The organism is Microcoleus sp. CAWBG640 (genome assembly GCF_020883015.1).
In the GTDB taxonomy this organism is placed as follows: domain Bacteria; phylum Cyanobacteriota; class Cyanobacteriia; order Cyanobacteriales; family Microcoleaceae; genus Microcoleus; species Microcoleus anatoxicus.
This window is the reverse complement of record NZ_JAHRFC010000001.1, coordinates 102,003-128,383: the sequence shown is the minus strand read 5'-3', so window position 1 is coordinate 128,383 and position 26,381 is coordinate 102,003. Positions and strand designations below refer to the sequence as shown.

Below are 26,381 nucleotides of genomic sequence, written 5' to 3'. Positions count from 1 at the left end.
CAGAGCTTCTAAGAATCACTTCTTAGATTTCCTAGTTACTCCCTTACGGGATTTCGACATTGACGCTTATTGAGCAATTTCAATCCCCGGCAAACCGTCTGCATAGGCATTTTGAATTCCCGACTGCCGATCGCTACGCCTCTAATCGCCAATTAATTGGACAAACGTGGACTCAGCATACAAAAGAAAACCTTGGCACCTCAAAAGTGGTCATTCTTTTTGGCATACCTGCTGGCATCACAGGATAGAGGCTATTGATATTGTTCTGTGAAGACCCGCCTCAATGGGGCGTTTCTTGGGGATAAATCCCCCTCGGATTTCTCCGGTAATGTTTTCCTCGTCAATGTTAGCGAGGCTTGTCGTGCCGGAAACACTTCCTTAGCTAAATAGAGATGTTTAATCTCCGGCGACATAGCTACAAGCTGGAAAGCACTCGTAGGTGTCGTGACCTTACTAACGTAGCCTAGTTAAAGACTTAGACTGGCTATCTCGTCCACTTTTGTCCAGTGTTTAGCGGATAGCTGTCTCAAGGAAGAGGACAGCCAGCTACTATATTTACAGTATTTTGTTAAGTTGTAAACTGGGGTAAAAGAAAACTCAGGAGGGATTTATGCCGTCGGAAAACCCAGATTTACCAAAAACCCAAACACTTCAAGGTCAAAATTGCCTAATTCCATCCGATCTGGTCTTGAGCTTGGTGACAGTCCCACTGCTTGGTGGTTTGCTCGTTGCTAAGGCTACAGCAGAGTTTGTTAGCTCCCTCGGCGTTGAAAGCGAAGAAGTGTTTCGGGGCTCTCGCCTCCCCCAGCTTAACTTTCCCTACGCCAAGGAGTAGAAAGCTGAAAGTGTCCATGCTCTCTAAGTAAAATCAAGTTGTCTCGTATTTGACCGCAAAAAAAAGTGTTTTCGGTAAGACTAAACCATACAATTTTTTAGACACCCGCAGCTATTGAGGAACAGCCCCGATGAGTTCACTCCTCCAGTCTTCAGAACAGGCTATTAATTCCACATCTATTTCCCCTTCTCTTGCCCACTCAAAATCAGACCTGTTTCTACGCAATCGCCTCAAAATAGTAGAGGACCTGTGGAAATCGGTGCTGCGACAAGAGTGCGGGCAGGAATTGGTAGACTTGCTAGGCCAAATGCGATCGGTGAATTCCTCCGAGGGACAAGCCACTCACTTTCGCGAATCCAACGTTTTGCAGCTCATTGAAAAGCTCGACCTCAACGCCGCCATTCGCGCGGCTAGGGCTTTTGCACTTTATTTTCAGTTAATCAATATTGTCGAACAGCACTACGAACAGCGAGACCAACAGCTAGCTTATGTCGGTAGCAACAGTGCTGGGGAACGGACGTTTTCTAAGTTGCCGGGAAACGCCATGGATGCGCCCGATCGCCCGCGACACCGAGAAGGCCCGTCTCCACAAACTCCCGGCCCTAGGGAAACCGAGCTTGTGAGCAAAGACGCAGGAACTTTTCACCAACTGTTCCCCATGCTGCTGCGCTTGAACGTGCCTAGCCAGCAAATTCAGCGCTTGATCGATCAGTTAGACATCCGCTTGGTATTTACAGCCCACCCGACGGAAATTGTCCGCAACACGATCCGCACCAAGCAGCGACGGATGGCGAAGATTCTGCAACAGTTAGACCAAGTTGATGAGAAATTTCCGCTGGTGGGCACAGACTCTGAAAGTCCCTACGCTGTCTCTTCCTGGGAAGCTTGCGCTCTGCAAGAGCAATTGATGGAAGAAATTCGCCTGTGGTGGCGCACTGACGAGCTGCACCAGTTTAAGCCGACTGTGCTTGACGAGGTGGAATACACTTTGCACTACTTCGATGAAGTGCTGTTTGATGCGATTCCCGAACTCTATCACCGGCTCAAGCAAGCTCTACACGCTTCTTTCCCTTACCTGAAACCACCGAGTTACAACTTTTGCAAGTTTGGTTCTTGGGTGGGTTCCGACAGAGATGGCAATCCTTCTGTGACTCCAAAAGTTACTTGGCAAACGGCTTGCTATCAGCGCCATTTAGTGCTGTGTAAGTACATCAATGCCGTGAAGCGCCTCAACGAGCTGTTGAGTTTGTCGCTACACTGGAGCGACGTATTGCCGGAATTACTAGAATCTCTCGATCGCGACAAATCGGAATTCCCGGAAGTTTACGAGCAGTGGGCAATTCGTTACCGCCAAGAACCCTATCGACTGAAGCTGGCTTACGTGCTTCAGCGACTGGAAAATACGCGCGATCGTAATTGGCGACTCTACAAAGGAGACGAGTTGCAGCGGGAACGGGAAGCTTTGTCAGGAAATGCTGGCATGACCGGTCTTTATCGATCGGGCACAGAATTTTTGGCGGAGTTGCAGCTAATCCAGCACAATTTGGTCGAAACAGGTTTGAGTTGCCGAGACTTGGAAAATCTGCTTTGTCAAGTAGAAATTTACGGATTTAATTTGGCTTACCTAGATATTCGCCAAGAGTCCACCGTACACTCGGACGCTTTGAACGAAATTGCTGAATACCTGCAAATTTTGCCAACGCCCTACAATCAAATGACGGAATCAGAGCGAACTATTTGGCTCGCAACTGAACTGCAAACTCGTCGCCCTTTAATTCCCGCAGAATTACCATTTTCTCCCAAAACTTGCGAGACAATTAATACCTTCCGAGTCTTGCGGCAAATGCACCAGGAGTTTGGGCCGGAAATTTGCGAAACTTACGTGATCAGCATGAGTCACGATGTCAGCGATTTGCTAGCAGTCTTACTATTAGCAAAAGAAGCGGGCATCTACGATCCAGCAACAGGAATTAGCAGCGTTCAAGTGGTACCTCTGTTTGAAACAGTGGAAGATTTGAAAAAAGCACCGATCGTGATGCAGCAGGTATTTGAACTACCACTTTATCGCGCTTTACTAGCTGGAGGTTACGCTGCTGCCAAGGCTCAGCAACTGTCCGATTCTTCCCCGGCTGTTTCCTTGCAAGAAGTGATGCTGGGCTATTCAGATAGTAATAAAGATTCGGGTTTCCTCAGCAGCAATTGGGAAATTCAGAAAGCTCAAAAAGCTTTACAAATAGTTGCTGAAAACTACGGTGTGGAATTACGAATTTTTCACGGCCGGGGCGGTTCTGTAGGCCGCGGTGGCGGGCCTGCTTATAAGGCAATTTTGGCTCAGCCAGGAAAGAGTATTAGCGGGCGAATTAAGATTACCGAACAAGGGGAGGTTTTGGCTTCTAAGTATTCTTTGCCAGAGTTAGCACTTTACAACTTGGAAACTGTGGCCGCAGCAGTGATTCAAGCTAGTTTGCTGCACACAGGTTTCGATGGCATCGACCCTTGGAATCAGATTATGGAGGAGTTGTCTGCAAAATCGCGATCGCACTACCGTAACTTAATCTACGAACAGCCAGATTTAGTCGATTTCTTCCATCATGTTACCCCGATTCAAGAAATCAGTCAGTTGCAAATTAGTTCTCGTCCAGCCCGTCGTGGTGGCAAGAAAGATATCGGCGGTTTGCGGGCAATTCCGTGGGTATTTAGCTGGACTCAAAGCCGCTTTTTGCTCCCTTCCTGGTACGGTGTGGGTACGGCTCTACAAGAATTTTTGCTAGAGGAACCGGAAGAACATTTGAAACTTTTGCAGTATTTTTACTTGAAATGGCCATTTTTTAGAATGGTGATTTCTAAGGTGGAAATGACTTTATCCAAAGTAGACTTGCAGATTGCCGAACACTACGTCCGAGAGTTATCTCTTCCAGAGGATAGAGCGCGTTTTCAGACTTTGTTTGAACAAATTTCTTGCGAATATCACCTGATTCGCGATTTGGTTTTAACTATTACCGGACACCAACGTTTGTTGGACGAAGATCCGGCATTGCAGCGTTCCGTGCAGTTGCGAAATGCCACCATTGTACCTTTGGGTTTATTGCAGGTTTCACTGCTCAAACGCTTGCGACAACATGGTAGTGGTGCTGTGCCGGGGGTAATTCACTCGCGTTACAGCAAAGGTGAATTGTTGCGGGGAGCTCTGTTGACGATTAATGGTATTGCTGCGGGGATGCGGAATACCGGTTGATGATTTTGAGTTGATTACTCGTTACCAGGCTCTGCCTGGTAACGCAGATCTAGAGGCTCTGCCTCCTATTTTCCTTTATTCCTTCTATTGTGGCTGGTAACGCAGATCTAGAGGCTCTGCCTCCTATTTTCCTTTATTCCTTCTCTTCGACGAGGCAGAGCCTCTGGATATCGGTTCCCAGGCAGAGCCTGGGAACCAGTTAATTGTGGCTGGTAACGCAGATCTAGAGGCTCTGCCTCCTATTTTCCTTTATTCCTTCTCTTCGACGAGGCAGAGCCTCTGGATATCGGTTCCCAGGCAGAGCCTGGGAACCAGTTAAATCGCTTCGATTTAGTGCAGGTAGTTCAAATCAGTTGATTATCACTTAAAGCTGAGTTGGATCGATACCCAATTCTTGCAGTTTTGCCGCCATGCGATCGCGCTGTTGCTCGATTTCATCCCGCTGTTCCATTAACTCTACATAAGACAAAAACCGCTTTCCATCGGGACGAATCACCTCTAACTCTGGTTCTGCAAACACAAATCTGACCCCTAGACGTGGACTTACCCACCCATCCAAGGATTCAATTACAATTAGTCCTGTTTCGTCTCTTTGCCATCCAGTTAAATCGTTACGCTGTGGATCGTAGAGGTAATATTCTTCTACACCAAAGTGGCTATAAAATTGCAACTTCAGCGCCATTTCCGATAAAGTATTTCGCGGTGACAAAATCTCAAAAACGACTTGGGGAGTGATATTATCTTCCAGCCATTGCTGGTAAGAACCTCGATATCCCTTGGGTCTACCAAATACCACCATAGCATCGGGCGCGCGCCTCGTCTTATTATCGCCTTCGACGGGATACCAGAGTAAATCCCCGGCTACAAATACAGTTGGATTGTCTTTAAATAAGGCTTCGCATCCTTCTTTTAGTTTGGCAATCCAAGCAAATTGAAGCGTATTATCTGACATAGGCTGTCCATCGCTATCTGGATAGAGGACTTTTTCTGGTTGTTTCGTTGGTAGTGGCTGAGTTTGTAGTTGAGGAGTCATTTGAATGGCACCATAAACTTCTAAATTTCATTATAACTAATTACGCATTGAGAGTGATATTTTGTAGTCGTTTAAACCTTAAGGTTGTGGTAAGATTGAAAAATGAATTCAAGGTTGTTTTATGTCAAATCTTGAATTATTAGACCAACTTCGGCAGTTATCCTGTGCTGAGAAGTTTCAAATGATGCAGTTTTTAATCGCTGAATTGGCGAAAGAAGAAATGTTAAAACCCTTGGATAATGGCGCGGCTTATCGTGTTTTGTCGCCTTATGATTATGGTGATGCGGCCCAGAAACTAATGAGTTTATTAGAACAAGAAGAAACAAAAGAAAATGCGAAATGCTAATTTGATGTCTGTTTTTATCGTTCACAGTTGGCGTTTGAAGTGTCTCCTAAATTTAGGGATAGTTGAGATGATCAATCTGACCTGCATTCCCTACGGAGAGTTTTCCCACTCGGCGGTAAGCTTGCGGAAATTATATTGAGATACGCCGGGATGACAAGTCACACAACTGCTGATATTTGCAGGTTGTGACATTTTAACTTTGGGGTGCAGAGCTTTGAAATAGCGAGAACTCGCAACTCGATAAGCCAGTTCTTCTTCTTTCGTTTGGGGACGAGAAAAAGTTTGTAGATAGTTCCAGACTAGCAGGCGCGGTGGATCTACTAGGAGTTTGATGGTTTGTCCGTAGTGTTGGGAATCTTGCAGCAATCTGCGCCAGGTTTCTGTTGGTAAGACTTGCGGTGGTAAACCTATGTGACAGGTGGCGCAGTTTTCGAGGTACAGTTGTTGTCCGAGTTGGTAGCGATCGGGAATGCGATCGACAGTGCCGATATTTTCGATTCCAGATACTTGAGCTAGTGGTGCGGGGGTGCGAGCATCGGCTGTCTGGGCGGCTACCCATCCCCCGCAGGTACAGCAGAACACGATCAACACTAGCAAAGTTGAGTAAAGTCCCCGCCAGGTTCGCCTAGGAAGTCGGCGGGGTGTTTGGTGCTTCATTTTGCTTCTGCCTTTGGTCTTCTAATTTTTGCCACAACGATCGGGTTTTTTGGAGCCTGCGTTGATTTTTTCTTAAATCACTGGTATGCTCATGCCTTCCCGTGCTAAGCAGCTATTGGCGAAAACTGCTTGGACTTCTGCTTCTACTCGATCGAGAAAGTTGTCGTCATGACCTGGATCGTGGTGAAACATTACCACTTTTTTGACTCCCGCTGCTTTGGCTACTTCTACTCCTGCTTGCCAAGTGGAGTGTCCCCAGCCGACTTTGGGCGACTTGAAGTCATGATATTCTTCGTTGGTGTAATTCGCATCGTAAATCAACACATCTGCGTCGCGAGCTAGGTGTACTATGTTGTCGTCTAACCGATCGGCAAAGTGTTCTGTATCGGTGCAGTAGACGGCACTGTGTCCCTCCCAGGTAACACGATATCCGATCGCGGTATTGGGATGATTGAGCAGCGCTGTTTCGATTTTTACATCGTCGAGTTCGATGATATCCCCCGGAGTCAAGTCATTAAATTTGAGGTCTGACTGCATCACCTGGATCGGGACTGGGAAGTTGGGGTGGTGCATTTGGTCTGCCAAACGCTGTTTAATTGTAGTGCCGTTGGGGGCGATCGCACCGTAAATGTGAAAGCAGTTCCCTGGAATGAAGGCAGGGGTAAAAAAAGGGAACCCTTGAATGTGATCCCAGTGCGTGTGGCTGAAAAACATATGGGCTTCCACTGGCATCTGTCGCAGCAAGTTAAGACCAAGGACTCGCAGACCAGTGCCACCGTCAAAGATCAGGCGTTGTTTGCCCAACCGCATTTCTACACAAGAGGTGTTACCTCCATAGCGAATGGTTTTGCTACCGGGAGTTGCGATGCTGCCCCGGACTCCCCAAAACTGAACGACAAACTCGGTCAAAGGGCTGCTTGAGCTAGTGGTTTTGCCATCAGAAGGCTGTGGAATGGCTGCGGACTTTTGGGAATCAGGCATTTTTTTTAGCTTTACGCGCAGGAACTTGGGAGTTGAGATTTTATTTTTTAATTCGAGAGTTTAAAAAAACATTGAGCCTTCAGGCAGTGAGGTGGGACCGGGAACCCGATCGTTATCATAATGTTTGACAGGGAAACATTCAAAACGTTTGACAGGGAAACAGTCGGAGTACCTCAAATGAAATCAAATATATCTTTAAATTGGAATCTAGTCTGCCCACACCATAAATCATATTTGGTGTGGGAGTATGTGATTCTGGTTGTAGTCCAAGAATGCGGGCTAGTGGTTTATTTGCGATCGGCTGCGATGCACTTTTCCACTAATGGCATTACTAGATCCACATCTTGCCACCCTAGAATTTCTGTCACTTTTTTCTCCAAATTTTTGTAGGTTCTAAAAAATTCGGCTATTTCATCCAAGCGATGGGGTGCTACGTCTTTGAGGGACTTATAGTGAGCGTAGCGTGGGTCTTTGTCGGGAACGCACAATAATTTTTCGTCCCGATCGCCTCCATCGATCATTTCTAGCATTCCGATGGGACGGGCTGCAATCACGCACCCCGGAAATGTGGGCTCGTCCATCATCACCATGCCGTCGAGGGGGTCGCCATCGTCAGCTAAGGTATTAGGTATGAAGCCATAGTCGCATGGATATTGGACTGAGGAAGAGAGTACCCGATCTAGAGCAAAGGCTTGTAAGTCTTTATCAAATTCGTACTTGTTTTTGCTACCGGCGGTAATTTCGATCAGGACATTGAGCAGTCCTGGTTTCGGCTGTGCCGGAATTAGCGATAAGTCCACAATAATATCTCCAAGTTAACAGATGATCCGGGTTTTGCTATTTGTCAAACCCCTTTCATAGCATTTTAGGAGCGATCGGGCCCAACGGCTGCATAAGATTGATATAAAGCGATCGCCTCGGATTGATTTTTTGGCGCTGACCCACGACATAACGCGATCGACACAAAATCAGGCACACGCCGATCGAAGAATCAATCTAACGTTGAATTTCCTTGTAAATTGACTGGACTACGTCGATCAGGCTCAAGACTTGCTGCCATTCGGGAGCATCCGGCTTGTAGCTTTTAGCACGCTGAGTTTTCAAACTGTGGTGCAAGAGGTTCAGCAGCGCCTCTGGAGACGGTAAGGGTTCCTCATCATCTGCTGGGGCCAGGGAAGCATTCTCTTCGATGATTTCTTTGATATTTTGCGCCTTGTCTGCCAGGGTTAAAGCTCTACCTGCGAGGTTTTCCGGCATTTTCGGTCGTTCCGACAAAGACGCGCCTGTCAGTTCCACCAGTAGTTGACAGACTTGATCGACCCATTCGCGATCGTTTACCGAAAAGGAACCCGATTTGAAAACTTGTCCATCTCGTCTTTGCTGAATGCTTTGTACCTTCTGTATCAGAGGTAGAGCCTTTTGGGTAATGTTTTGCGGCATTCTGGGGATATCGGACAAGGAGTTCCGAGCAATCTCTAGCAATAGTTGGTAAACCTGATCTACCCACTCAATATCTCCCGACTGCGAATTCCAATTATTCATAACTGACGCTAGTAGTTTTCCATAATAAGACCAGAACATTAAGTAGCTGTGGTTTTCAGCATCTTTCATACAACAATCATACCTGTTGGAGCAGATTTAAAATCACCGTCTCAGTGATGTTAGAAAAAGCTTGGCAGGATAAAAACTCCCCAAACATTCAGCTATGGGTAGTTTTGTCAATAAATTAATTTGCGGTTTGACACCCCAATCGGATATGGGTGCATCTGTGTTTGGCAAATAGATTCGTAGGGGCCATAGCATGACCGCTGTAAATTTCTGGTTATCACTAATAAATTGTCTGCGGTCATGCCATGGCCATTACAAAATCAGGATGCTCCATCGGATATTAAGGTTCCGGGTTCGTCGCGGCCGCCAGCCAGAGGGGCGCTGGTGCAGCATTTACCCCAGGACTTAGGGCGGGGGAGTCCTATTTTTCTGTAAGGTTCCACACCCCATCCCAGTTGAGTACATCTGAGAATTTGTGCTGAAATAGCATACAGCGTTCGACGTGCAATTTAGCCGCCTTGTTTTTGGGATCGACGAGCAAAACCTCCTTAAATTCGCCCAGTGCCTGTCTAAAAGATTTCTTAGCTTTCGGTTCTAACATTGTCTTAATTTCGCTCAGTACCTTTTTCACTCCATCAAGGGTCAGATTTTCGACAAATTCCTCATCTAACCTCTCTACTACTGTTTCTTCGGCCCGGCTTTTAATTTTCGCCTGCAATAACTGTCTGATATGTGAGGATTTCAGGCGCTTGATTTTTCGATTTGAGGGGTCTTTGATATCTGCTTCCAAAATCTTTTTGACATCGCCCTCTTGCAATTCCTTAATTTCGTCTGGTAATAACTCTCCGATCTTAGATTTTATCAAGAGTCTGGCTTCATCTTCCGAGAGGTTTTTGATACCTTCCCATTTCAGGAGTTTAATTTCTGACTCGAATATTTTATGGGCTGGTGACTGATTTGTTACATCGTACTCAGGCTCTTTTTTTAGTTGATATAACAATTTTTTGAGTTCACGTTCTAACTGTTCATCGACCGTGTAGGAGAGATTTTTTAGTTCTGTTTCGGGCATTTTCGCCACATCTTTTAAGATTTTTTCCACCTCACCCTTATCTAGTATTTGAGTAACAGGTTGCTTGTAAAATTCGCGTCCTGCGTTATAGTGTTCCACAATTTTTTTCTCTGTTTCAGTCAGATCCCTGCTAACGGAGGAGTAACCGGGCTTGATAGCTACAAGTTCGTAAATGATGACTGGTTCGCTTTTGCCTTTAACAGTAATGAAATCTAGTTCCCGCACTTCCAGTCGCTCTTTGTATTCTTTGTAGGTGTTGTCACTAATGATTAAGTCAGTGCCGTACTGCTTGCTGGCCCCTTCTAAGCGAGAGGCGAGATTCACCCCATCTCCAATGGAAGTGAGTTCCATCCGTCTGCTGGAGCCGATGTTACCACTGACAACTTCGTCGGAATGGATGCCCATACCGATACTGATCGGTAACTCGCGATTATCAATTCGCTCTTGATTAAATTCCTTCAATTTTGCCCGCATTTCCACTGCCGCTTGCATGGCGCACCAGGCATGATCTTCTAGGGGTGCTGGAGAGCCAAAAACTGCCATCAGAGCGTCGCCGATGTATTTGTCGAGAGTACCTCCGTAGTTGAATACGGAATCTACCATCACTTCAAAATATTTGTTGAGCATCACTACCACTTGTTCGGCTTGCAATTTTTCCGTAAGTGTGGTGTAGCTGCGAATATCGGAGAACAGCACCGAAACGTGCTTGCGTTTACCTCCCAATCCTGTATCTCCTGAAGCCAGCAGCGCTTCGGCTACTGCTGGGGTCATGTAGCGGTACATCAAGTTTTTGACTTGCTTAGCGCTGCTGATATCTTCCATCACAACTAATGCTCCGTTAACTTTTTTGGGGTCAGTAGCATCTGTCATGGAATTGATCGACAAATTTATGCTCTGCTGTTCTCCTTCGGAGGGCTTCGCTCGTTCTCCTTCCGAGGGCTTCAATGGTTCTCCTTCCGAGGGCTTCAATGGTTCTCCTTCCGAGCGCTTCAATACTTGGTCAGGGTAATACTGCTGGCGGTGTTTGTCGTCTGTAGGGTGCAATGCCAGATCGAACCACTTGGCAAAATCACCTTTTTCCAAGTTAATTAGATCGCGCAAAGATTGACCTTCTGCCAAGCGGGCATCGCTAACGCCAAGCAATTTTTTGGCACTGGGATTCGTAGCGACTATATGGCCTTTTTGGTCTGTAGATATGACGCCGTTTGTCAGGGCGTGCAGCATATCTTTTTGTCTTTGTTCTTGCTGTTTGACTTCGGCAAATAGTTTGGCGTTTTGCAGGGCTACTCCTGCTTGGATATTAAACGCTTTCATAAATTCCATGTCGTTGCGATTGAAACTCGCTCGCCACTGTTCGGGGGCTTCAGGCCAGTTTTCTGGATTGTATGGGGGGTATTCTCCTTGTTTTTTTTTGTTAATTAACTGGGTGACTCCAATCAATTTGTGGTCGGCATTAAATACTGGCATACAGAGCATACTGCAAGTACGGTAGCCAGTTTTTTGGTCTGTTTTTTTGGAAGTTTCGGCGCGGGGGTCGTCGTGCACGTCAAAGGGAATCAGCAGCGGTTCGCCGGATTGGGCGACAATACCTGCAAAACCGGCGCTTCTGGGTATGCGAAGTTCTTGAAGTTGACCTGCGATCGGGATTTTTGTCCATAGTTGATCTCGATCTTCGTCAATTAGCCACAGGGTGCTGCGATCGGCTTGCATCAGTTCTTGAGCCTGATCCATCACCCGTTTGAGAGTGTCTTCTAAGTCTAGACTGCTTTGAGAAAGAGCGTTGACGGCGTTCATCAGCGCTGTCGCTGCCCGCTGCCTTTGAGTTGCTGCGTAGAAAGATTTAGAAGATTCTAAAATTAGGCGAATGGACGGGGCAAATTCTCTAAATATTTGTTCGTCTTCTTGGGTAAATCCTTGCCGATCGATCTGTGCGTCTAAATGGTCGTAATTATGATGATCTGCCTTGAGTTTATTAATCAGTTGAACGACTGCTACTAACTCTTGTGTGTCTTCATTGATCAGAGGCATCGCCAGCATTGTATAGGTGCGATATCCTGTTTTTTCGTCAGTTTTTTTGGCGTTAGTCGATCGCGGGTCGTTGTAAAAATCATAGGGAATATTCACCCCTTTTCTGCCGGTGGCGACTTCTCCAGCAATGCCCACATTGGCGGGAAATCTGAGTTCTAGGTTGTTGCCATGTTCATCTTTGGCAACCCTTGCCCAGAGTTCATTTTTTTCGTCGTCTAATAAAAATATAGTGCTGCGATCGGCATTGAGCAATTCCCCGGTTTTCTGGGTAATCGACTGCAACATTTCGTTAAGGATAGCGTCAAACCCTTGGCTGTCTAAGAGGTTGTCGAGCATTCCCAAGGTTTGATTGACAACCTTCAGTTTGTTCTCTACGTCCTTGGCAACTCCTTTAAAACTATCCTTGTTTAGGGGTGCGAGGAAACTGGAGAAGTTTCCTTGGGTTGTGACGATTTGACCACTGCTAGAGGGATAGTGAGATTGCTGTTCCTGATGATTTTCAGTGATAGGAGTGACATCTATAGTCACATTACCTAGGGATGACAGATTGGAAGATGCAGAATAATTCATAGACCTTTAGAGAAGCTTAAGTTTAAGGTTTGGTCTCTCAGGTAGCAGATCTGGCAAGTAGATCGCCCGGAGCGTTGCACAAGAGTAGAGTAAAAGTATTTGTCAAACTATTTCCCAGTTTACAGAACTTCCTACCGATGGCAAGGAAAGGCCGTTTGGGGGAGAACCGTGGGAGATTGAGAGCGCTGTGGGCATTAGTCCACGGTGCTCACAGGTCGCGAATCTTTTTTAAATGGTATGGTATCGGATTTTGACATTAGGTTTACTAAGTGTAACTAGATTCGGTGACTCCGAACGTCCGATCGCCTGGGCGGACTGCAATCTCTTGTAAATATAGGAGTGGACGGGGAGGGTAGGCAAACAAAGGCACTACCCCTACAAAATGATGATTTGTCACCAGAATGAAACAGCCCTGGGCTGTCAGGGGGTCGATGGATGCGGACTAAAGTTTGACTAGCCGCCATTGTGACACCACTACTAACTAATTATGTGTGCTCATCTCTACAATTGTGGTTTCTAGATAGAATTTCTGTCAACTTCGCCACTAAAACAGTTGCTGAGACTGGTACAACTGTGATAGTAATATCTGCTTGCCATCGACTGTCACAGCTAACTGTGACATAAATACCCTGTTTAGTTGTTAAATCTTAACAATAATTGCGGTCAACTTCAGTTTTTTGAGAATGAATTTGACGCAAAGAAGCAGCCTGAGCTAGGAGAGATTCAGCAAAAGCGATGGCTTCTGTTTCCGATCGCCCACTAGCAAGTTGAGCCAGTTCTTCCCGTCGCTGCTGGCTGTTGAGGGCCACAACACGGACCACTGTACGTTCCGATGATTCAGGGTTGGCTAGATCTTCCTTGGTGCCTGTTTCAGAGCCGATCGTCTGTTTGTTGACACGAAAGTGACAGTCCGCCATGGCAGCAATCAAAGGTTGGTGCGTCACACAAAGGACTTGGTGTTTTTCCGAAAGTTGATGGAGTTTTTTGGCGATCGCCCCAGCCACTCTCCCAGACACCCCGGCATCAATTTCATCAAATACCAGAGTGCTAGCACCTTCTATTTGCGAAAAACAAGCTTTGATAGCGAGCAAAAAGCGACTCATTTCTCCCCCAGAGGCGATCGCACCTAGGGGTTGCAGAGGTTCCCCTGGATTCGGACTGAAACAAAAGGCGATGCGATCGGCACCATTTGCTGTTGGGGTAACTGCTGCAATTTCCACTTGAAATTGTACTTTTTCCATGGCTAAGGGCTTGAGTTCTGCCACTAAAGCAGCTTCGAGTTTCAGAGCCGTTTCCCGTCGCAGGGCGCTGAGGTGGCTGCAAGCATCATTTAATTGCTCCATAGAGGCTTGATAGGCGAGTTCTAATGCCTCCATGGACTCGCCTCCTGCTAAAAGTTCATTTAGTTCGTTTTGGATGGTTTGATAATAGGCGATCGCTTCTTTAAGCGGGCCATATTTGCGACAGATTTGTTTAAGTTCCTGAATTCGCTCTTCTACTTCTTCAAGTCTTTGCGGATCTGCTTCTAATTGTTCGCCGTAGCTGCTAATTTGGCGGCTGGCTTCTGTAGCTTGAGCTAGAGCATCGCTGACCATTTCTAGAATTGGTTGCAACTGAACATCGTAGACAGCCATGTCGCTTAAAGTTGCCTCAGCTTTGCTCAACAAGTCAGCAGCAGAGGCGGCATCAGTGTCATTTTGATAGAGAGCTTGATGAACTTGGTAACTTTGTTGCTGCAATTCCACAACGTGACTAAGCCTGATTGATTCTTGTTCGAGGTTTTCCAATTCAGTCGCGTCTTCGATATGGGCTTGGCTAAGCTCTCGAACTTGGTATTCTAACAAATCAAGTCTTTGCAGGCGCTGCTGTTCTGACTGACGTCTGCGGTTGAGGGCGGTTTTGGCTTGGCTGGCGACAAGCCATGCTGCGGCGACATTCGATCGCCCTTGCAAAATAGTTTTACCACCGTAGAGATCTAGCCATTCTCGCTGGAGGGTTTCTAGTCCTAGTTGGACGGTTTGACCTTGAGCAGTAATTTCCACCAGTCGATCGCGCAGTTGCTCCATCAAGGGGCGGTTGACCAAAATTCCGTTCAAACGCGATCTCGTCCGCAGAGTACCGCTAGAGGCCATAATTTCCCGGCTGCAAACCGCTAAATTCCCATCAATGGGTTCAATTTCTTGCTCGCCCAGCCACAATGCCGCAGCTTTGTCCAATTCAAACGTAGCTTCCAATATTGCCCGCGCTGCTCCTGTGCGAATCACTCGGCGATCGACTTTTCCACCCAAGACTGCATCGATCGCATCTAGAATAATCGATTTCCCAGCTCCTGTTTCCCCTGTAAATACGTTCAAACTAGGGCCAAATTCTAGGTCTAGACAGTCAATCAAGGCAAAGTTTTCGATTCTCAGGGATAGTAACATGGGGAATTGGTTATTGGTTATTGGTTATTGGTTATTGGTTATGGGTTATTGGTTATTGGTTATTGGTTATGGGTTATTAGTTATGGGTTATTGGTTATGGGTTATTGGTTATTGGTTATTGGTTATGGGTTATGGGTTATTGGTTATTGGTTATTGGTTATTGGTTATTGGTTATTGGTTATTGGTTATGGGTTATTAGTTATGGGTTATTGGTTATTGGTTATTGGTTATTGGTTATTGGTTGTTTGTTATCCCTCGTCCCTAGGCTCTGCCTAGGGACGCAGATCCAGAGGCTCTGCCTCGCCTTTAACCATACCATCGAGGCAGAGCCTCTGGATCTGGGTTCCCAGGCAGAGCCTGGGAACCAGTGCACCAGTGCATTCCCGATTCCCTATTCCCTATTCCCTATTCCCTATTCCCCACTTCGAGTAAACCCAAGTGTTTATACGCAGCAATGGTGGCAATTCTACCCCTACTTGTTCTTTGCAAAAATCCAATTTGCATCAAATAAGGTTCGTACACATCCTCAATCGTTTGAGTATCCTCTCCTGTGGAAGCTGCCAGGGTTTCTAAACCCACTGGACCACCATTAAAGTTTTCAATCATTGCTGTCAACAGACACCGATCGGTCCAATCCAAACCTAGCGGATCGACATTAAATAATTCTAAGGCAACCGATGCAACTTCGGCGGTGATCGGCTTTAATTGTTTGACTTCACTATAGTCTCTAACTCGCCGCAACAATCGGTTAGCAATGCGGGGTGTGCCACGAGCTCGGCGGGCAATTTCTGTGGCTCCTTCTGCTGTGATGGGAGTGTCGAGAACTTGGGCGCTTCTTTGGACAATTAAACTGAGTTCGTCTATTTCGTAGTAGCGTAATCTTTGGATCAGTCCGAAGCGATCGCGCAAGGGAGCTGTTAGTGACCCAACTTTTGTGGTTGCTCCTACTAAGGTAAACGGTTTGAGGGGAATACTGCGAATTTTTGCACTTTTGCCTTGACCAATCGTAATATCTAAGCGGCAATCTTCCATCGCTGGATAGAGGATTTCTTCTGTTACTTTTGATAAGCGGTGAATTTCGTCGATAAACAGCACGTCTCCTGCTTTGAGGTTGACTAACAATCCGACAATATCGCGGGGTTTTTCTAGGGCTGGGGCTGTGGTGATTTTGCATTCAACTTCCATTTCTGCTGCTAAAATTAGCGACATTGTGGTTTTACCTAACCCTGGCGGCCCATACAGTAACAGGTGATCCATTGGTTCGTTTCGGGATTTGGCTGCTTGAATTGCGATCGCCAAAACTTCTCTCAAGTCTTTCTGGCCGATGTATTCAGCTAATCGTTGAGGTCGGATTTTGTCGTCTTGTTTGCTGTTGGTTTCGTCGGCTAGTTCTTGGGGCTCTACCAGCGATTCTGTCTGGGGTTTTACAGCTTTATTTTTGGTTTTTTTGGGGGTGGCTGCGGCAATGTGTTCGGGTAGATTTGGATCGGGAGGCTGTTGTTTGGAGGAGATAATTGCCATATTAATCTGCGAGCGAACTGGGGAAATTGTTTACAATTATTAAAATAGTCTTGAGAATTATTGAGTTGGCTATGAGTATACCGTCGGATTTATTAGCATCGGAAAATATAACTTTTGAAGGGGCGATCGCGCTGACTCAATCTTTATTGTCGGAAATTGAAGCCGATTCCCTACGGGATAGCTACGCTTCACGACTTTCACAGGCCCAGATTCAGCAAGCAGTGGCTTCTCTGGTGAACACACACAACGGTGCCAGAGGGTTTTTTGTCACCTATCTGACGGACGATCGACACCTTGCAGATGAACCGTCTCCTGGAGTGCTGGATGCACTGCGCGAGGCTCCTGAGATCGTAGCAGAACTGCTGGTCAAAAATCTGGCAATGTCGGCCGCAATGGTTGTCTATCACTCGCGTCATCACAAGCCGGAAATGGCCGCGGGTTCACAGAGAGTACAAGGGCGATCGCGCCATCTAATTCAAACTCTGCAAATACCTGCTTGTCAAACTCTAGCGGAGCAAATGCTAGAAAATTTGCGGACTGGACAAGGGGAATATGAGCAGTTTTTCGATCGCTGGGGCTATGATGGGGAGCAAAAAGTGGCGATCGGTTCGGCACTCAGCGAGGCGATCGGCTAATCAACAGCCCATAAGTGCCTTCTGGCTTCAACTAAGACAGCAGGAGTCCTGATACAAGCCCACATCATAGCGGTACTCCGCTTGATGATGGGTAGTTGACAAACAATTCCTCTGGGTGCAGCTAGCCCACAAACCCTTGATCAAAGTAGCGAGGCTGTGGAATAATTGCGGTTTAACAAAAGCTGCTATCAAGCAGCTTGAGTTGATTTAGGTGTGAAGGTAGCGAACGAGGGCAAAAAAATTGCTGAGATCGGTCAAAGGATTTGCCCACAAAGCCCGAACGGTTAGCCGCGGGCGACGGGCGAAGCTCAATTTGCTGGCAACATTAGTGCGCCGCGATTTAGAATCTCAATACAAAGGCTCAATTCTGGGCAATTTGTGGCCTTTGCTGAATCAGCTATCACAATTGCTGATTTACACTTACGTGTTTTCCATCGTCCTCAAGGTAAAACTCAACCTTGCAGGCTTCCCAGAAAACAGCGACATTACCTTTGGAGTCTGGCTGTTTGCAGGTTTACTGCCTTGGAGTGCCTTTACCAGTGGTTTGATTAAGTCGGCAGTATCCGTAGTAGGGCAGCCAAATTTAGTGAAAAAAGTGGTATTTCCCCTCGGTTTACTGCCGCTAGTACCTATTTTGACAGCGTTTATTGAAAGCTCTCTGGGTCTAGCAGCTTTAATCGTCATAGTAGCAGTATCATCGCAAAAGCTCAACGCTACACTGTGCTTGCTGCCCCTGGTTTGGATGCCTCAGTTGCTGCTAACTGCCGGCTTGGGATATTTAACCGCAGGCTTAACGGTATTTTTGCGAGATATTCCTCAGACTTTAGGTGTTATTCTAAATTTTTGGTTCTATTTGACGCCGATCGTCTATCCAGCATCGGTGATTCCCGAACAGTGGCGTGGATTGATCTTTTGGTTGAATCCAATGGCCGCAATTTCAGAAGTTTACCGCGACCTCATACTGCTTGGAGAAGTGAAACACTGGGGCGAATGGGGTGTAGCCACATTAATTTCTGCTGCTATATTTTGTGGAGGTTTAATTGTTTACCGACGTTTGCGTCCGGCTTTTGCTGACGTGCTGTAAATTGGTTTTAGATAGGATACTGTAAATTTGTTTTAGATCTAAAGTCAATCTAAAATCTAAAATCTAAAATCTAAAATCCAATGACAGAAACTGTAATTTCACTCAAAAATGTTTCCAAATGTTTTAAACGGTACGATCGCCCTGGAGACCGCTTAAAGGAAATAATTTATCCCAGCAAAAAACTTGCTGACGAATTTTGGGCACTACAAGACATCAATCTGGAAATTTCTCAAGGACAAACTCTAGGAATTGTCGGTCGCAACGGTTCGGGAAAAAGCACCCTCCTGCAAATAATTGTGGGGACGCTAACACCAACCGCAGGTAGCGTCGAAGTTAAAGGGCGAGTCTCAGCTTTGTTGGAACTCGGCAGTGGTTTTAACCCAGAATTTACCGGACGGCAAAATGTATTTTTCAACGCTCAAATCCTGGGATTCAATCAAAAAGAAACCGAAGAAAAATTTGATGAAATAGCAGCTTTTGCTGATATTGGAGATTTCATCGAACAGCCAGTCAAGACCTATTCTAGCGGTATGTTTGTCCGGCTGGCTTTCGCTGTGGCGACTAGCGTTGAGCCAAATATTTTGGTGGTTGATGAAGCACTTTCTGTCGGTGACGAAGCTTTTCAGCGTAAGTGTTTTGCTCGTTTACAGTCAATTCAGGAAAGTGGGGGAACAATTTTATTTGTTTCTCACGCAGCTACTTCTGTGGTGCAACTTTGTACTTCGGCAATTTTAATGGATAGCGGGGAATTACTGCTCGCTCACACGCCCAAGGTGGTCATATCTAAGTATCAAAAATTGATTTATGCCGATCCAGATCAAGTTTTGGGGTTAAAGGAAGATATTCGAGTATTGAATAAGCTGACCAAGCAGGAAGCGGAAGAAGACCTTCAGGATGTCACCACAGAAAGCACAACTGGAGAAATTAAACAAGAGCCATCCATTCCAGAATTCAAGGACTATTACGAAGAGTATTACGATCCAGGCATGATACCCTCGAATACGGTGAGGTATCCGTCTAGGGGAGCCTCCATTATTAATCCCTGCATCACTACGCTGAAGGGAAATGTGGTAAATCACTTGATTGGTCGTCAAGATTATATTTACACTTACTCTGTCACTTTCTCGAAGTCTACTTCCAAAGTGAGGTTTGGAATGTTAATTAAAACCATTAGCGGCTTTGAGTTGGCTGGTGCTTCTTTGAAGGCTTCTAGCAAGTCAATTAAGTATGTGGAAGCAGGAACGACAATGGTAGTCAAATTTCAATTTAAATGTTTGCTAAATCCTGGGGTTTATTTTTTGAATGCCGGGGTGGTGGGAACGGTAGATGAAGATTTGACTTATCTCGATCGCTGTGTAGATGTGGCAATGTTTAGAGTTCAGTCTTGTACTGAATCCTGTGGCAACGGTATTGTTGACTTGCTGATTGAACCGTGTTTAACTGTTGTCAATTCTGATTCAATGGTAACAGAAGTGTCTAGCGAGGTCATCAGATAAATTTTGTGGAAATAATGAGCAACATTAATCTAGATATGGTGGAAAATTCTGTTATTAAAGCATTAATTGGAGAGCAAGCTAAGTTTCCCGAACATTTTAAACAGAATATTTGCGAAGACGATGAAATGTATTTGTTTGCTCTGAGGAATGTAAAAAATGACAGCGATCGGGCTTTGGTGCGCTATTATTCCCTCGGTCGTCGGATTATGGATACAGTTAAACAAGTTGTAGATTGGCATTTTGGCGATTTTGAAAATGTGCCATCTTTTCTCGACTTCGCCTGCGGTTACGGTCGCTTTACCCGCTTTTTGATTCAGGAAATGCCACCGGAACGAGTTTGGGTGTCTGACATCTCTACCCAGGCTGTCAAGTTTCAAACAGAATACTTCGGTGTTAACGGTATTGTCTCTACGGGAAATCCAGAAAATTATCTAATTGACCAAAAGTTTGACTGCATTGTCGCTAATTCTTTTTTCAGCCATATGCCAGAAAGAACCTTTGGTGGCTGGTTGCAAAATTTGTATAATTTGTTGAATCCTAATGGCATTTTGATGTTTAGCGTTCACGATGAGTGTTTGCGGGCACCTGGTACAGAAATGCCAGCCACAGGTCTTTTGTTCAGCCCCAACAGCGAAATTGAGTCCTTGAATAAGCAAGAATACGGCACAACTTATGTAACTGAAAAGTTTGTCCGAGAAATTGTGCATCGCGTCAGTGATGGCAAAGCATTTGTGCATCGCATAGAAAAAGGTCTATGTAGATTTCAGGATTTGTATATTGTGACAAATCACCTGGTTAAAGATTTTTATAACTGGCAATTCAATCATCACCCGGAGGGATATGTTGATGTTGCTACTTTTACCAAAAAGGGTAGTTTGTATTTGGAAGGGTGGGCTGTAGATGTCAATCAGGATGGGATAATTGATGAGGTTCAAGTGTTGGTAAATGGTAAGCTTGTCCAGAAAACAGAGCCTTTTTACGACCGCCTGGATCTGGAGCAACATTTTCAGAAAGATGCGATTTTGCAGTCTGGCTGGAACTGTTATTTAGGGAAAGATACTATTTCTGCGCAGGATGTATTAACTGTGAAATTGATTAATAACTGTGGCGGGAAATTGATCGTTGAAAATTGCACAGTTCAATCCCTGGTCAGCCAGAAGTTATCGCAGTCTTTGTTGAGTTCTACCCATCACAAAATTAACTTGGTTGAAATTCAGTTGGCTGCTGCTAAAATAGAATTAGAGCAAACTAAAAATGAATTAACTTCTACTAAAACCCTGGGGCAGGAAACTGAAGCTAAGTTACAACAAACTGAAGCTAAGCTGCAAGAAACTGAAGCTAAATTGGTTGAGGTTAAAAGGATTTTTGAGCTGACAGAAGTTCATTTACTATCTGTGAAAGGGCAGTTAGAAGAAACAGAAAAATCGCTAAATTATGTCAAAGCAGAATTTGAGCGATCGCATAATCGGATTCTAGCAATGGAAAGCAGCAAATTTTGGAGACTCAGATCGGCTTGGTTTCAAGTCAGGCGCGCCCTAGGCTTAGCCGGAGAGTAAACAAAGGTAGAATAAAATTAATAGGTTTGGGAATTAGGGCGAGGGAGAGAAAACGTGAATATAAATAATGACAGCAAATCTTCGGTTTTTATTGTAACTGGAATGCACCGTTCCGGTACTTCTTTGACAGCTTCTTTGTTTCAGAAAGTCGGAGTTGATATTGGTAAAAAGTTAGTCGGGCCTGCCGATGGAAATATTAAGGGTCATTTTGAGAATGTGGATTTTGTGGAGTTTCACAAAAGTATTTTGCGATCGCAGGGCATAGATGAACTCGGCTGCACCTCGGAAAAAACGATTCCCGTAGCAGCCAAATTTGTAGAAATCGCCCAAAAATTAATTGCCGAAAATCAACAAACAGACAAACACTGGGGCTGGAAAGACCCGCGTACAGCACTTTTCAGTAATTTTTGGTTAAATCTGCTACCCGAAGCTAATTTTATCTGCGTTTATCGATCGCCCTGGGAAGTAGTCGATTCCCTGTACCGTCGTGGCACCGATGTCAGCTTGCTGAACAATCCCGAAATGGCAGTAAAAATGTGGATTCACTACAATCAGCAAGTTTTAGAACTTTACGAACGTTTTCCCGATCGCTGTCTGCTAGCCAACGTTTACCCGATCGGGAATCATCCCGAATTTTTCATCAATCAAGTCAATCAAAAATTTAAGGTTAATTTATGTGCTATCCCCACCGACAATTTTGACAAATCTCTATTAGTCAACGATCTCGAAAACAGCCATAGACATAGCCTGATAGAACATTATTTTCCCGAAGCTGTAGAAATTTATCAAATCTTAGAATCCCAGGCCCAAGATTTAAGCAGCAAGACCAGCTTATCCCCAGATACAATCATCAGTTTACCTACACCTGCTGTGGGACAACTCCAAGATTGGCTAAAAATTAGCTTACTGGAAAAACAGCAAAAAACCAGCACATCTGAAGTCAAAAAATGGCAAGAAGAATTTCAAAAAGCTCAGACAAAAGTCTTGGGATTAGAAACAGAATTAGGGCAAACTCAAGTACAATTAGTTGGCAAAGAATCGCAATTTGAAGACGCTTTAAAAAAGCTGTTGAAGTTGGAAACAGAATTAGGGCAAACTCAAGTACAATTAGCCGGCAAAGAATCGCAATTTCAAGAAGCTTTAGCCAAACTCCTAGAATTGGAAACAGAATTAGGGCAAACTCAAGTACAATTAGCCGGCAAAGAATCGCAATTTCAAGAAGCTTTAGCCAAACTCCTAGAATTGGAAACAGAATTAGGGCAAACTCAAGTACAGTTAGCCGGTCAAGAATCTAAATTTAAAATAGCCTTAGAAAAAGTGCTAATTTTAGAATCAGAATTGGGAGAAAAACAGGCAGAAATAGAAGAAAAAGAATTAGAGTTAAAGAAGAAAGCAGCGAAGTTCCTCCGACTGGAAACCGAAACCAGAGAAATTCAGGAAAACCTCAGAACTTCGGTCATTAACCTCGAAAAATCGCGCCAAGAAATTGAACCACTTCACCGGGAACTTGCCCAGATAAAATCTTCTCTTTGGTGGAGAATCGGAGAAAATATTTTAGAAATAAAACGCCAAGTTCGCGATTTTTTTCCGAGATTTATTTTTTCGATAGACGGTGCAAACAATTTGCATATTTACGATTCAGATTTAGTAATCAGTGGCTGGGCTTTTCACAGTCAATTTAGCATTAAATCTGTGCGAGCTAAAATTAAAAACACAATTTTTACAGGTTTTTGTGGCATAGAAAGAAGTGATGTAGCGGAAGCTCACTCTAATATTAGTGCCGCTAAAAATTCAGGTTTTAGGATTGAATTATCCGCCCCACCGGGACGGCACGAAGTGCTGTTGGAAGTGCAAGATGCTAAGGGTAAATGGCATCTTTTGTCAGTTTATCCGCTGTTTGTGTCCACAATTCAAGCATCCTTTGATACGCCCATAGTTTGGGAACAGCGGCCTGGTCAGGTTTTGTTTGCCGGTTGGTGTTGTCACCACGATCGCAAAATTGTTAAATTAACCCTTGTCTGTGGTGATACTTCTGTAGAATGCGCCTATGGTTTGCGACGAAAGGATGTCGGTGAAGTGTTTCCCGAATGGGTGAATAGTTCGGAAAGTGGGTTTGAAGCCCTGGTGAATGTGCCGGTGGGAGAATGGCTGGTTTCTTTAGACGCAGAGTTAGAAACTGGAGAAATTTTATCTTTTCAAGCGTCGCAAATATTGAAGGTTCAACCTTATGATATCTGGCGCAGAAGTGCTGATAAATTTGAGGAATTGTCGAGGTTTATAGAGGCAATTCGGCAACGGGCGAAGGAAAGAAAACAACGTCTCGGTAGAATTATACCGATGCCTTGGGAAATACTGTCTGTGGTGCGTCAGTTTGCCAAGATTTATAGCCAGCAACAACAGTTTATTGCGCCAGGGGAATTGCTACCACCTGCGGGTTTTGTTGTGCCGCAACCCATTGATAGGTATGATGCTTGGCTATCGGTGAATCAGTGGAATGAGCGATCGCGCAGTTACTTGATTTCTCGTTTAGAATCTTGTCAGGTGCCACTGCCAAAAATTTCGGTGGTAATGCCAGTTTACAACCCGGAAGTAGAATTTCTGTCAAGTGCGATCGGCAGCGTGTGCAATCAAGTTTATCAAAACTGGGAACTTTGTATTGCCGACGATTGCAGCACCGATTTAACAGTCATTGAAACTTTAAAAAACTGGGCAACAAAAGACACTCGAATTCAGCTTACCTTTCGGCAAGAAAACGGCAACATCAGCGCCGCCACCAACAGCGCCCTAGCCATCGCCACAGGTGAAATCATCGTATTTTTGGACAACGACGACGAACTAACTCTCGACGCATTAGGAGAAGTTGCCTTATATTTTGCCACCAATCCCACCACGGATTTTCTCTACTCCGACGACGATAAAATTGACACCAAAGGCAGCCGATTTTCGCCACAATTCAAACCCGAATGGTCGCCAGAATTGCTACTTTCCTATATGTATCTAGGTCATTTGTGCGCCGTCAGAAAGCAGATTGTTGAACAAGTAGGGGGTATGCGATTAGGTTTTGAAGGCTCCCAAGATTACGATTTTGCCTTGAGAGCAACGGAAATTTCTCGCCACGTCGCCCATCTGCCACTGGTATTATATCACTGGCGCACCGCCCCAGGCTCTACCGCCATATCTGGAGCCGCGAAACCAGCCAGTTTTTTAGCAGGTCAAAAAGCAATTCAAGACGCATTAAACCGCCAACAAATCCAAGGAGAAGTTGCTCAGCACACCTGGGCAATCAAAGAAAATTTGGGAATCTTCGCTCAAAACTTCCCCGATACCGGGTCGTCGGTGACAATTATTATTCCCACTAAAAATCAGCAAGAATTGCTTAAATCCTGTCTGGATTCTCTGGAGGCTACCACTTACAAAAATTATCAAATTCTCGTCATCGATAACGAAAGCGATGACCCCAAAGCCATCGAATATTTCAAAAAGTTAAAACACCAAGTTTTACAAATCAAAAATGAGCAAGGAAAGTTTAGTTATGCAGCAATTAACAACCGCGCTGTCGAACAATGTGACAGCCAATATGTCTTGTTTTTGAACAATGATACTGAGATAATAAACCCGCGCTGGCTGAGTCAGATGGTGGGATACGCACAAATTGCGAAGGTGGGTGCTGTCGGCGCGAGACTGTTATATCCCGATAATAGAGTTCAGCACGCGGGCATAATTCATGGACTCCATCATGGTTTAGCTGGTCACGCTTTTAAGTTGATGAGTAGCGATAATCGAGGCTATCTTTCTCAGGCGATGGTGACGCGAAATTACTCGGCGGTGACTGCTGCTTGTATGCTAACTCCCCGTCAATTGTTCTTAGAATTGGGCGGTTTTGATGAGGCTAATTTTGCTGTTGCTTACAATGATGCCGATTACGGATACCGATTGTTAGAAAATGGCTATCGCTGCGTATATTGTCCCGATGCGGAACTGTTACACAAAGAGGGAGCTTCTAGGGGTTTTAATGACAATCCAACAGAAGTAGCGGCATTTCGACGCAAGTATGCGGGTAAAAAAGATAGTTGTTACAGTCCTCACTTGTCTTTGGAAGATGAATATTTTCGGATTCAACCAGTCCGATTTTTTATGCAGGAATATAAGCCTCTGAGCGAAGTCGAAGAGCTCGCGGTACAAACAAAGCCCTTCGACGGAGTTAAGCCTGTCAAATTGTTGATGTGTAGTAATTCCCTTGATTTCACCGGTGCGCCGTTACATCAATATGAAATCGCCGTGAAGTTGGCTGCTTTGGGTGTGATTAAGCCCATCATCTTTTGTGTTTCCGATGGGCCACTACGTCAAACTTACGAACAGCAGGGCATTGAGGTAATTATTTATGATAATCCTCTGGAACATATCTACCAGCGTGATGCTTATGATGAGGCGATCGAGAATTTTAGCCAAGAAATTAAGAAACTCAAAGTAGATGCGATTTATGCTAATACTTTAGAAAATTTCTTTGTAGTTGATGCGGCGCAGCAAATCGGAATTCCGACAGTCTGGAACGTCCATGAAAGCGAACCTTGGCAAACTTATTTTAACAGGTTCGGTTCAGAGATTGCGGCACGAGCTTTAGAGTGTTTTCGGTTTCCTTACAAGGTGATTTTTGTGGCGGATGCAACGCGAGATAGATATTTACCTCTGAATAGCCACCACAATTTTACAGTCATTCACAATGGTTTAGACTTGAGTCGATTGGATAATTCGGACAATCCTGAATTGGCGAGAAAGAGTCTCGGTGTTGAGCCAGAAGATGTGGTAATTTTGGTGCTGGGAACAGTATGTGAAAGAAAAGGTCAACAGGATTTAGTCAAGGCGCTGGCGCTGGTGGCGGAAGAATGGCACGACAAAATTAGGTGTTTTATTGTGGGCGATCGCCCTAGTATTTACAGCAACAAATTAGCCGAATTGGTTGGTGAGTTGCCACAAAAATTACGGCAAAGGGTGACTATTGTCCCCGAAACTTCGGAGACGGGAAAATATTACCAGGCCGCCGATATTTTTGTTTGTACTTCTCGGATTGAAAGTTTTCCCAGGGTGATTCTAGAGGCGATGGCGTGGGATTTACCAATTATTACAACGCCGGTTTTTGGGATTAAAGAACAAGTTAGACCGGGAATTAACGGTTTATTTTACACCCCCGATCGCCCAGAAGAACTAGCGGCCTCATTGCATACTTTGTTGGAGGATAAATCTTGGCGTCAGCGGTTAGCAGAAAATGCTAAATATGTGTTAAAGTCATTGAATACTTTTGAAGAAATGACTCAAGATTACGGTCAGATTTTTCGAGAAGCCTATTTTACTAAAAAGTAACAGTTG

Annotated in this window: 17 protein-coding genes; 9 read left to right on the top strand and 8 right to left on the bottom strand. The window is 45.0% G+C overall.

All coding sequences use genetic code 11. The features are described 5' to 3' along the window. Positions 1-610: 610 nt before the first annotated feature. Together AAFP11_RS00535 and ppc are read left to right on the top strand one after the other, a co-directional pair. Positions 611-835 (top strand): hypothetical protein, encoded by a 225-nt coding sequence (locus AAFP11_RS00535; protein WP_341735243.1) that lies wholly within the window; start codon positions 611-613, stop codon positions 833-835. Between the two features lie 130 nt (positions 836-965). Further along, a complete protein-coding gene (gene ppc / locus AAFP11_RS00530) occupies positions 966-4,070 on the top strand; it encodes a phosphoenolpyruvate carboxylase (protein ID WP_341735242.1) in 3,105 nt (1,034 codons plus the stop codon). Positions 4,071-4,434: 364 nt separating this feature from the next. Here ppc and AAFP11_RS00525 read toward each other — a convergent pair whose 3' ends face one another. Beyond that, positions 4,435-5,103, bottom strand: a complete 669-nt coding sequence (locus AAFP11_RS00525) for a Uma2 family endonuclease (RefSeq protein WP_341735241.1) — start codon at positions 5,101-5,103, stop codon at positions 4,435-4,437. Positions 5,104-5,224: 121 nt separating this feature from the next. Between AAFP11_RS00525 and AAFP11_RS00520 the strand changes: the two genes are divergently transcribed. Then, a complete protein-coding gene (locus AAFP11_RS00520) occupies positions 5,225-5,449 on the top strand; it encodes a hypothetical protein (RefSeq protein WP_341735240.1) in 225 nt (74 codons plus the stop codon). A 90-nt stretch (positions 5,450-5,539) separates the two neighbouring features. Here AAFP11_RS00520 and AAFP11_RS00515 read toward each other — a convergent pair whose 3' ends face one another. The 6 genes from AAFP11_RS00515 to recN all read right to left on the bottom strand — a co-directional run bounded on the left by AAFP11_RS00515 (position 5,540) and on the right by recN (position 14,725). Continuing rightward, positions 5,540-6,106 (bottom strand): diheme cytochrome C, encoded by a 567-nt coding sequence (locus tag AAFP11_RS00515; protein WP_341735239.1) that lies wholly within the window; start codon positions 6,104-6,106, stop codon positions 5,540-5,542. A gap of 72 nt (positions 6,107-6,178) precedes the next feature. Then, positions 6,179-7,087 (bottom strand): MBL fold metallo-hydrolase, encoded by a 909-nt coding sequence (locus tag AAFP11_RS00510; RefSeq protein ID WP_341735238.1) that lies wholly within the window; start codon positions 7,085-7,087, stop codon positions 6,179-6,181. 287 nt (positions 7,088-7,374) lie between these two features. Then, on the bottom strand, positions 7,375-7,887 hold the full coding sequence (locus tag AAFP11_RS00505; protein WP_340521403.1) for an inorganic diphosphatase: 513 nt from the start codon (positions 7,885-7,887) through the stop codon (positions 7,375-7,377). 196 nt (positions 7,888-8,083) lie between these two features. Beyond that, complete coding sequence (locus AAFP11_RS00500) at positions 8,084-8,629, bottom strand: inorganic pyrophosphatase (RefSeq protein WP_341735237.1); 546 nt, start codon at positions 8,627-8,629, stop codon at positions 8,084-8,086. Between the two features lie 427 nt (positions 8,630-9,056). Further along, positions 9,057-12,302, bottom strand: coding sequence for an adenylate/guanylate cyclase domain-containing protein (locus AAFP11_RS00495; protein ID WP_341735236.1), 3,246 nt, complete (start codon positions 12,300-12,302; stop codon positions 9,057-9,059). A gap of 647 nt (positions 12,303-12,949) precedes the next feature. Next, positions 12,950-14,725: a DNA repair protein RecN gene (gene recN, locus AAFP11_RS00490; RefSeq protein ID WP_341735235.1), complete on the bottom strand. Its 1,776-nt coding sequence runs from the start codon at positions 14,723-14,725 to the stop codon at positions 12,950-12,952. Here recN and AAFP11_RS00485 point away from each other — a divergent pair. Beyond that, entirely contained in the window at positions 14,724-14,924 is a 201-nt protein-coding gene (locus AAFP11_RS00485) for a hypothetical protein (RefSeq protein WP_341735234.1), read from the top strand. The two genes, recN and AAFP11_RS00485, sit on opposite strands and share 2 nt — an antisense overlap. A 206-nt stretch (positions 14,925-15,130) precedes the next feature. Here AAFP11_RS00485 and ruvB read toward each other — a convergent pair whose 3' ends face one another. Then, complete coding sequence (gene ruvB, locus AAFP11_RS00480; RefSeq protein WP_341735233.1) at positions 15,131-16,246, bottom strand: Holliday junction branch migration DNA helicase RuvB; 1,116 nt, start codon at positions 16,244-16,246, stop codon at positions 15,131-15,133. 71 nt (positions 16,247-16,317) lie between these two features. Between ruvB and AAFP11_RS00475 the strand changes: the two genes are divergently transcribed. From AAFP11_RS00475 to AAFP11_RS00455, 5 genes are all read left to right on the top strand, one after another. Then, positions 16,318-16,881: a hypothetical protein gene (locus AAFP11_RS00475; protein ID WP_341735232.1), complete on the top strand. Its 564-nt coding sequence runs from the start codon at positions 16,318-16,320 to the stop codon at positions 16,879-16,881. A 244-nt stretch (positions 16,882-17,125) separates the two neighbouring features. Further along, positions 17,126-17,965: an ABC transporter permease gene (locus tag AAFP11_RS00470; protein ID WP_341735391.1), complete on the top strand. Its 840-nt coding sequence runs from the start codon at positions 17,126-17,128 to the stop codon at positions 17,963-17,965. An 80-nt stretch (positions 17,966-18,045) separates the two neighbouring features. After that, positions 18,046-19,461 carry an ABC transporter ATP-binding protein gene (locus AAFP11_RS00465; protein ID WP_341735231.1) on the top strand — a complete coding sequence of 472 codons (1,416 nt, stop codon included), beginning with the start codon at positions 18,046-18,048 and terminating at the stop codon, positions 19,459-19,461. Positions 19,462-19,475: 14 nt separating this feature from the next. Next, the gene (locus AAFP11_RS00460; RefSeq protein ID WP_341735230.1) at positions 19,476-21,017 is read left to right on the top strand and encodes a methyltransferase; all 1,542 of its coding nucleotides are present in this window, start codon (positions 19,476-19,478) and stop codon (positions 21,015-21,017) included. A gap of 54 nt (positions 21,018-21,071) precedes the next feature. Beyond that, positions 21,072-26,375 carry a glycosyltransferase gene (locus AAFP11_RS00455; RefSeq protein WP_341735229.1) on the top strand — a complete coding sequence of 1,768 codons (5,304 nt, stop codon included), beginning with the start codon at positions 21,072-21,074 and terminating at the stop codon, positions 26,373-26,375. Positions 26,376-26,381: the final 6 nt, after the last annotated feature.

What these genes read in the sequence shown, in the direction of transcription:
- AAFP11_RS00535 (WP_341735243.1), top strand. Translation starts at nt 611, where the DNA reads ATGCCGTCGGAAAACCCAGATTTACCAAAAACCCAAACACTTCAAGGT.
- ppc (WP_341735242.1), top strand. Translation starts at nt 966, where the DNA reads ATGAGTTCACTCCTCCAGTCTTCAGAACAGGCTATTAATTCCACATCT.
- AAFP11_RS00525 (WP_341735241.1), bottom strand. Translation starts at nt 5,103, where the DNA reads ATGACTCCTCAACTACAAACTCAGCCACTACCAACGAAACAACCAGAA.
- AAFP11_RS00520 (WP_341735240.1), top strand. Translation starts at nt 5,225, where the DNA reads ATGTCAAATCTTGAATTATTAGACCAACTTCGGCAGTTATCCTGTGCT.
- AAFP11_RS00515 (WP_341735239.1), bottom strand. Translation starts at nt 6,106, where the DNA reads ATGAAGCACCAAACACCCCGCCGACTTCCTAGGCGAACCTGGCGGGGA.
- AAFP11_RS00510 (WP_341735238.1), bottom strand. Translation starts at nt 7,087, where the DNA reads ATGCCTGATTCCCAAAAGTCCGCAGCCATTCCACAGCCTTCTGATGGC.
- AAFP11_RS00500 (WP_341735237.1), bottom strand. Translation starts at nt 8,629, where the DNA reads ATGAATAATTGGAATTCGCAGTCGGGAGATATTGAGTGGGTAGATCAG.
- AAFP11_RS00495 (WP_341735236.1), bottom strand. Translation starts at nt 12,302, where the DNA reads ATGAATTATTCTGCATCTTCCAATCTGTCATCCCTAGGTAATGTGACT.
- AAFP11_RS00485 (WP_341735234.1), top strand. Translation starts at nt 14,724, where the DNA reads ATGGGGAATTGGTTATTGGTTATTGGTTATTGGTTATTGGTTATGGGT.
- recN (WP_341735235.1), bottom strand. Translation starts at nt 14,725, where the DNA reads ATGTTACTATCCCTGAGAATCGAAAACTTTGCCTTGATTGACTGTCTA.
- ruvB (WP_341735233.1), bottom strand. Translation starts at nt 16,246, where the DNA reads ATGGCAATTATCTCCTCCAAACAACAGCCTCCCGATCCAAATCTACCC.
- AAFP11_RS00475 (WP_341735232.1), top strand. Translation starts at nt 16,318, where the DNA reads ATGAGTATACCGTCGGATTTATTAGCATCGGAAAATATAACTTTTGAA.
- AAFP11_RS00465 (WP_341735231.1), top strand. Translation starts at nt 18,046, where the DNA reads ATGACAGAAACTGTAATTTCACTCAAAAATGTTTCCAAATGTTTTAAA.
- AAFP11_RS00460 (WP_341735230.1), top strand. Translation starts at nt 19,476, where the DNA reads ATGAGCAACATTAATCTAGATATGGTGGAAAATTCTGTTATTAAAGCA.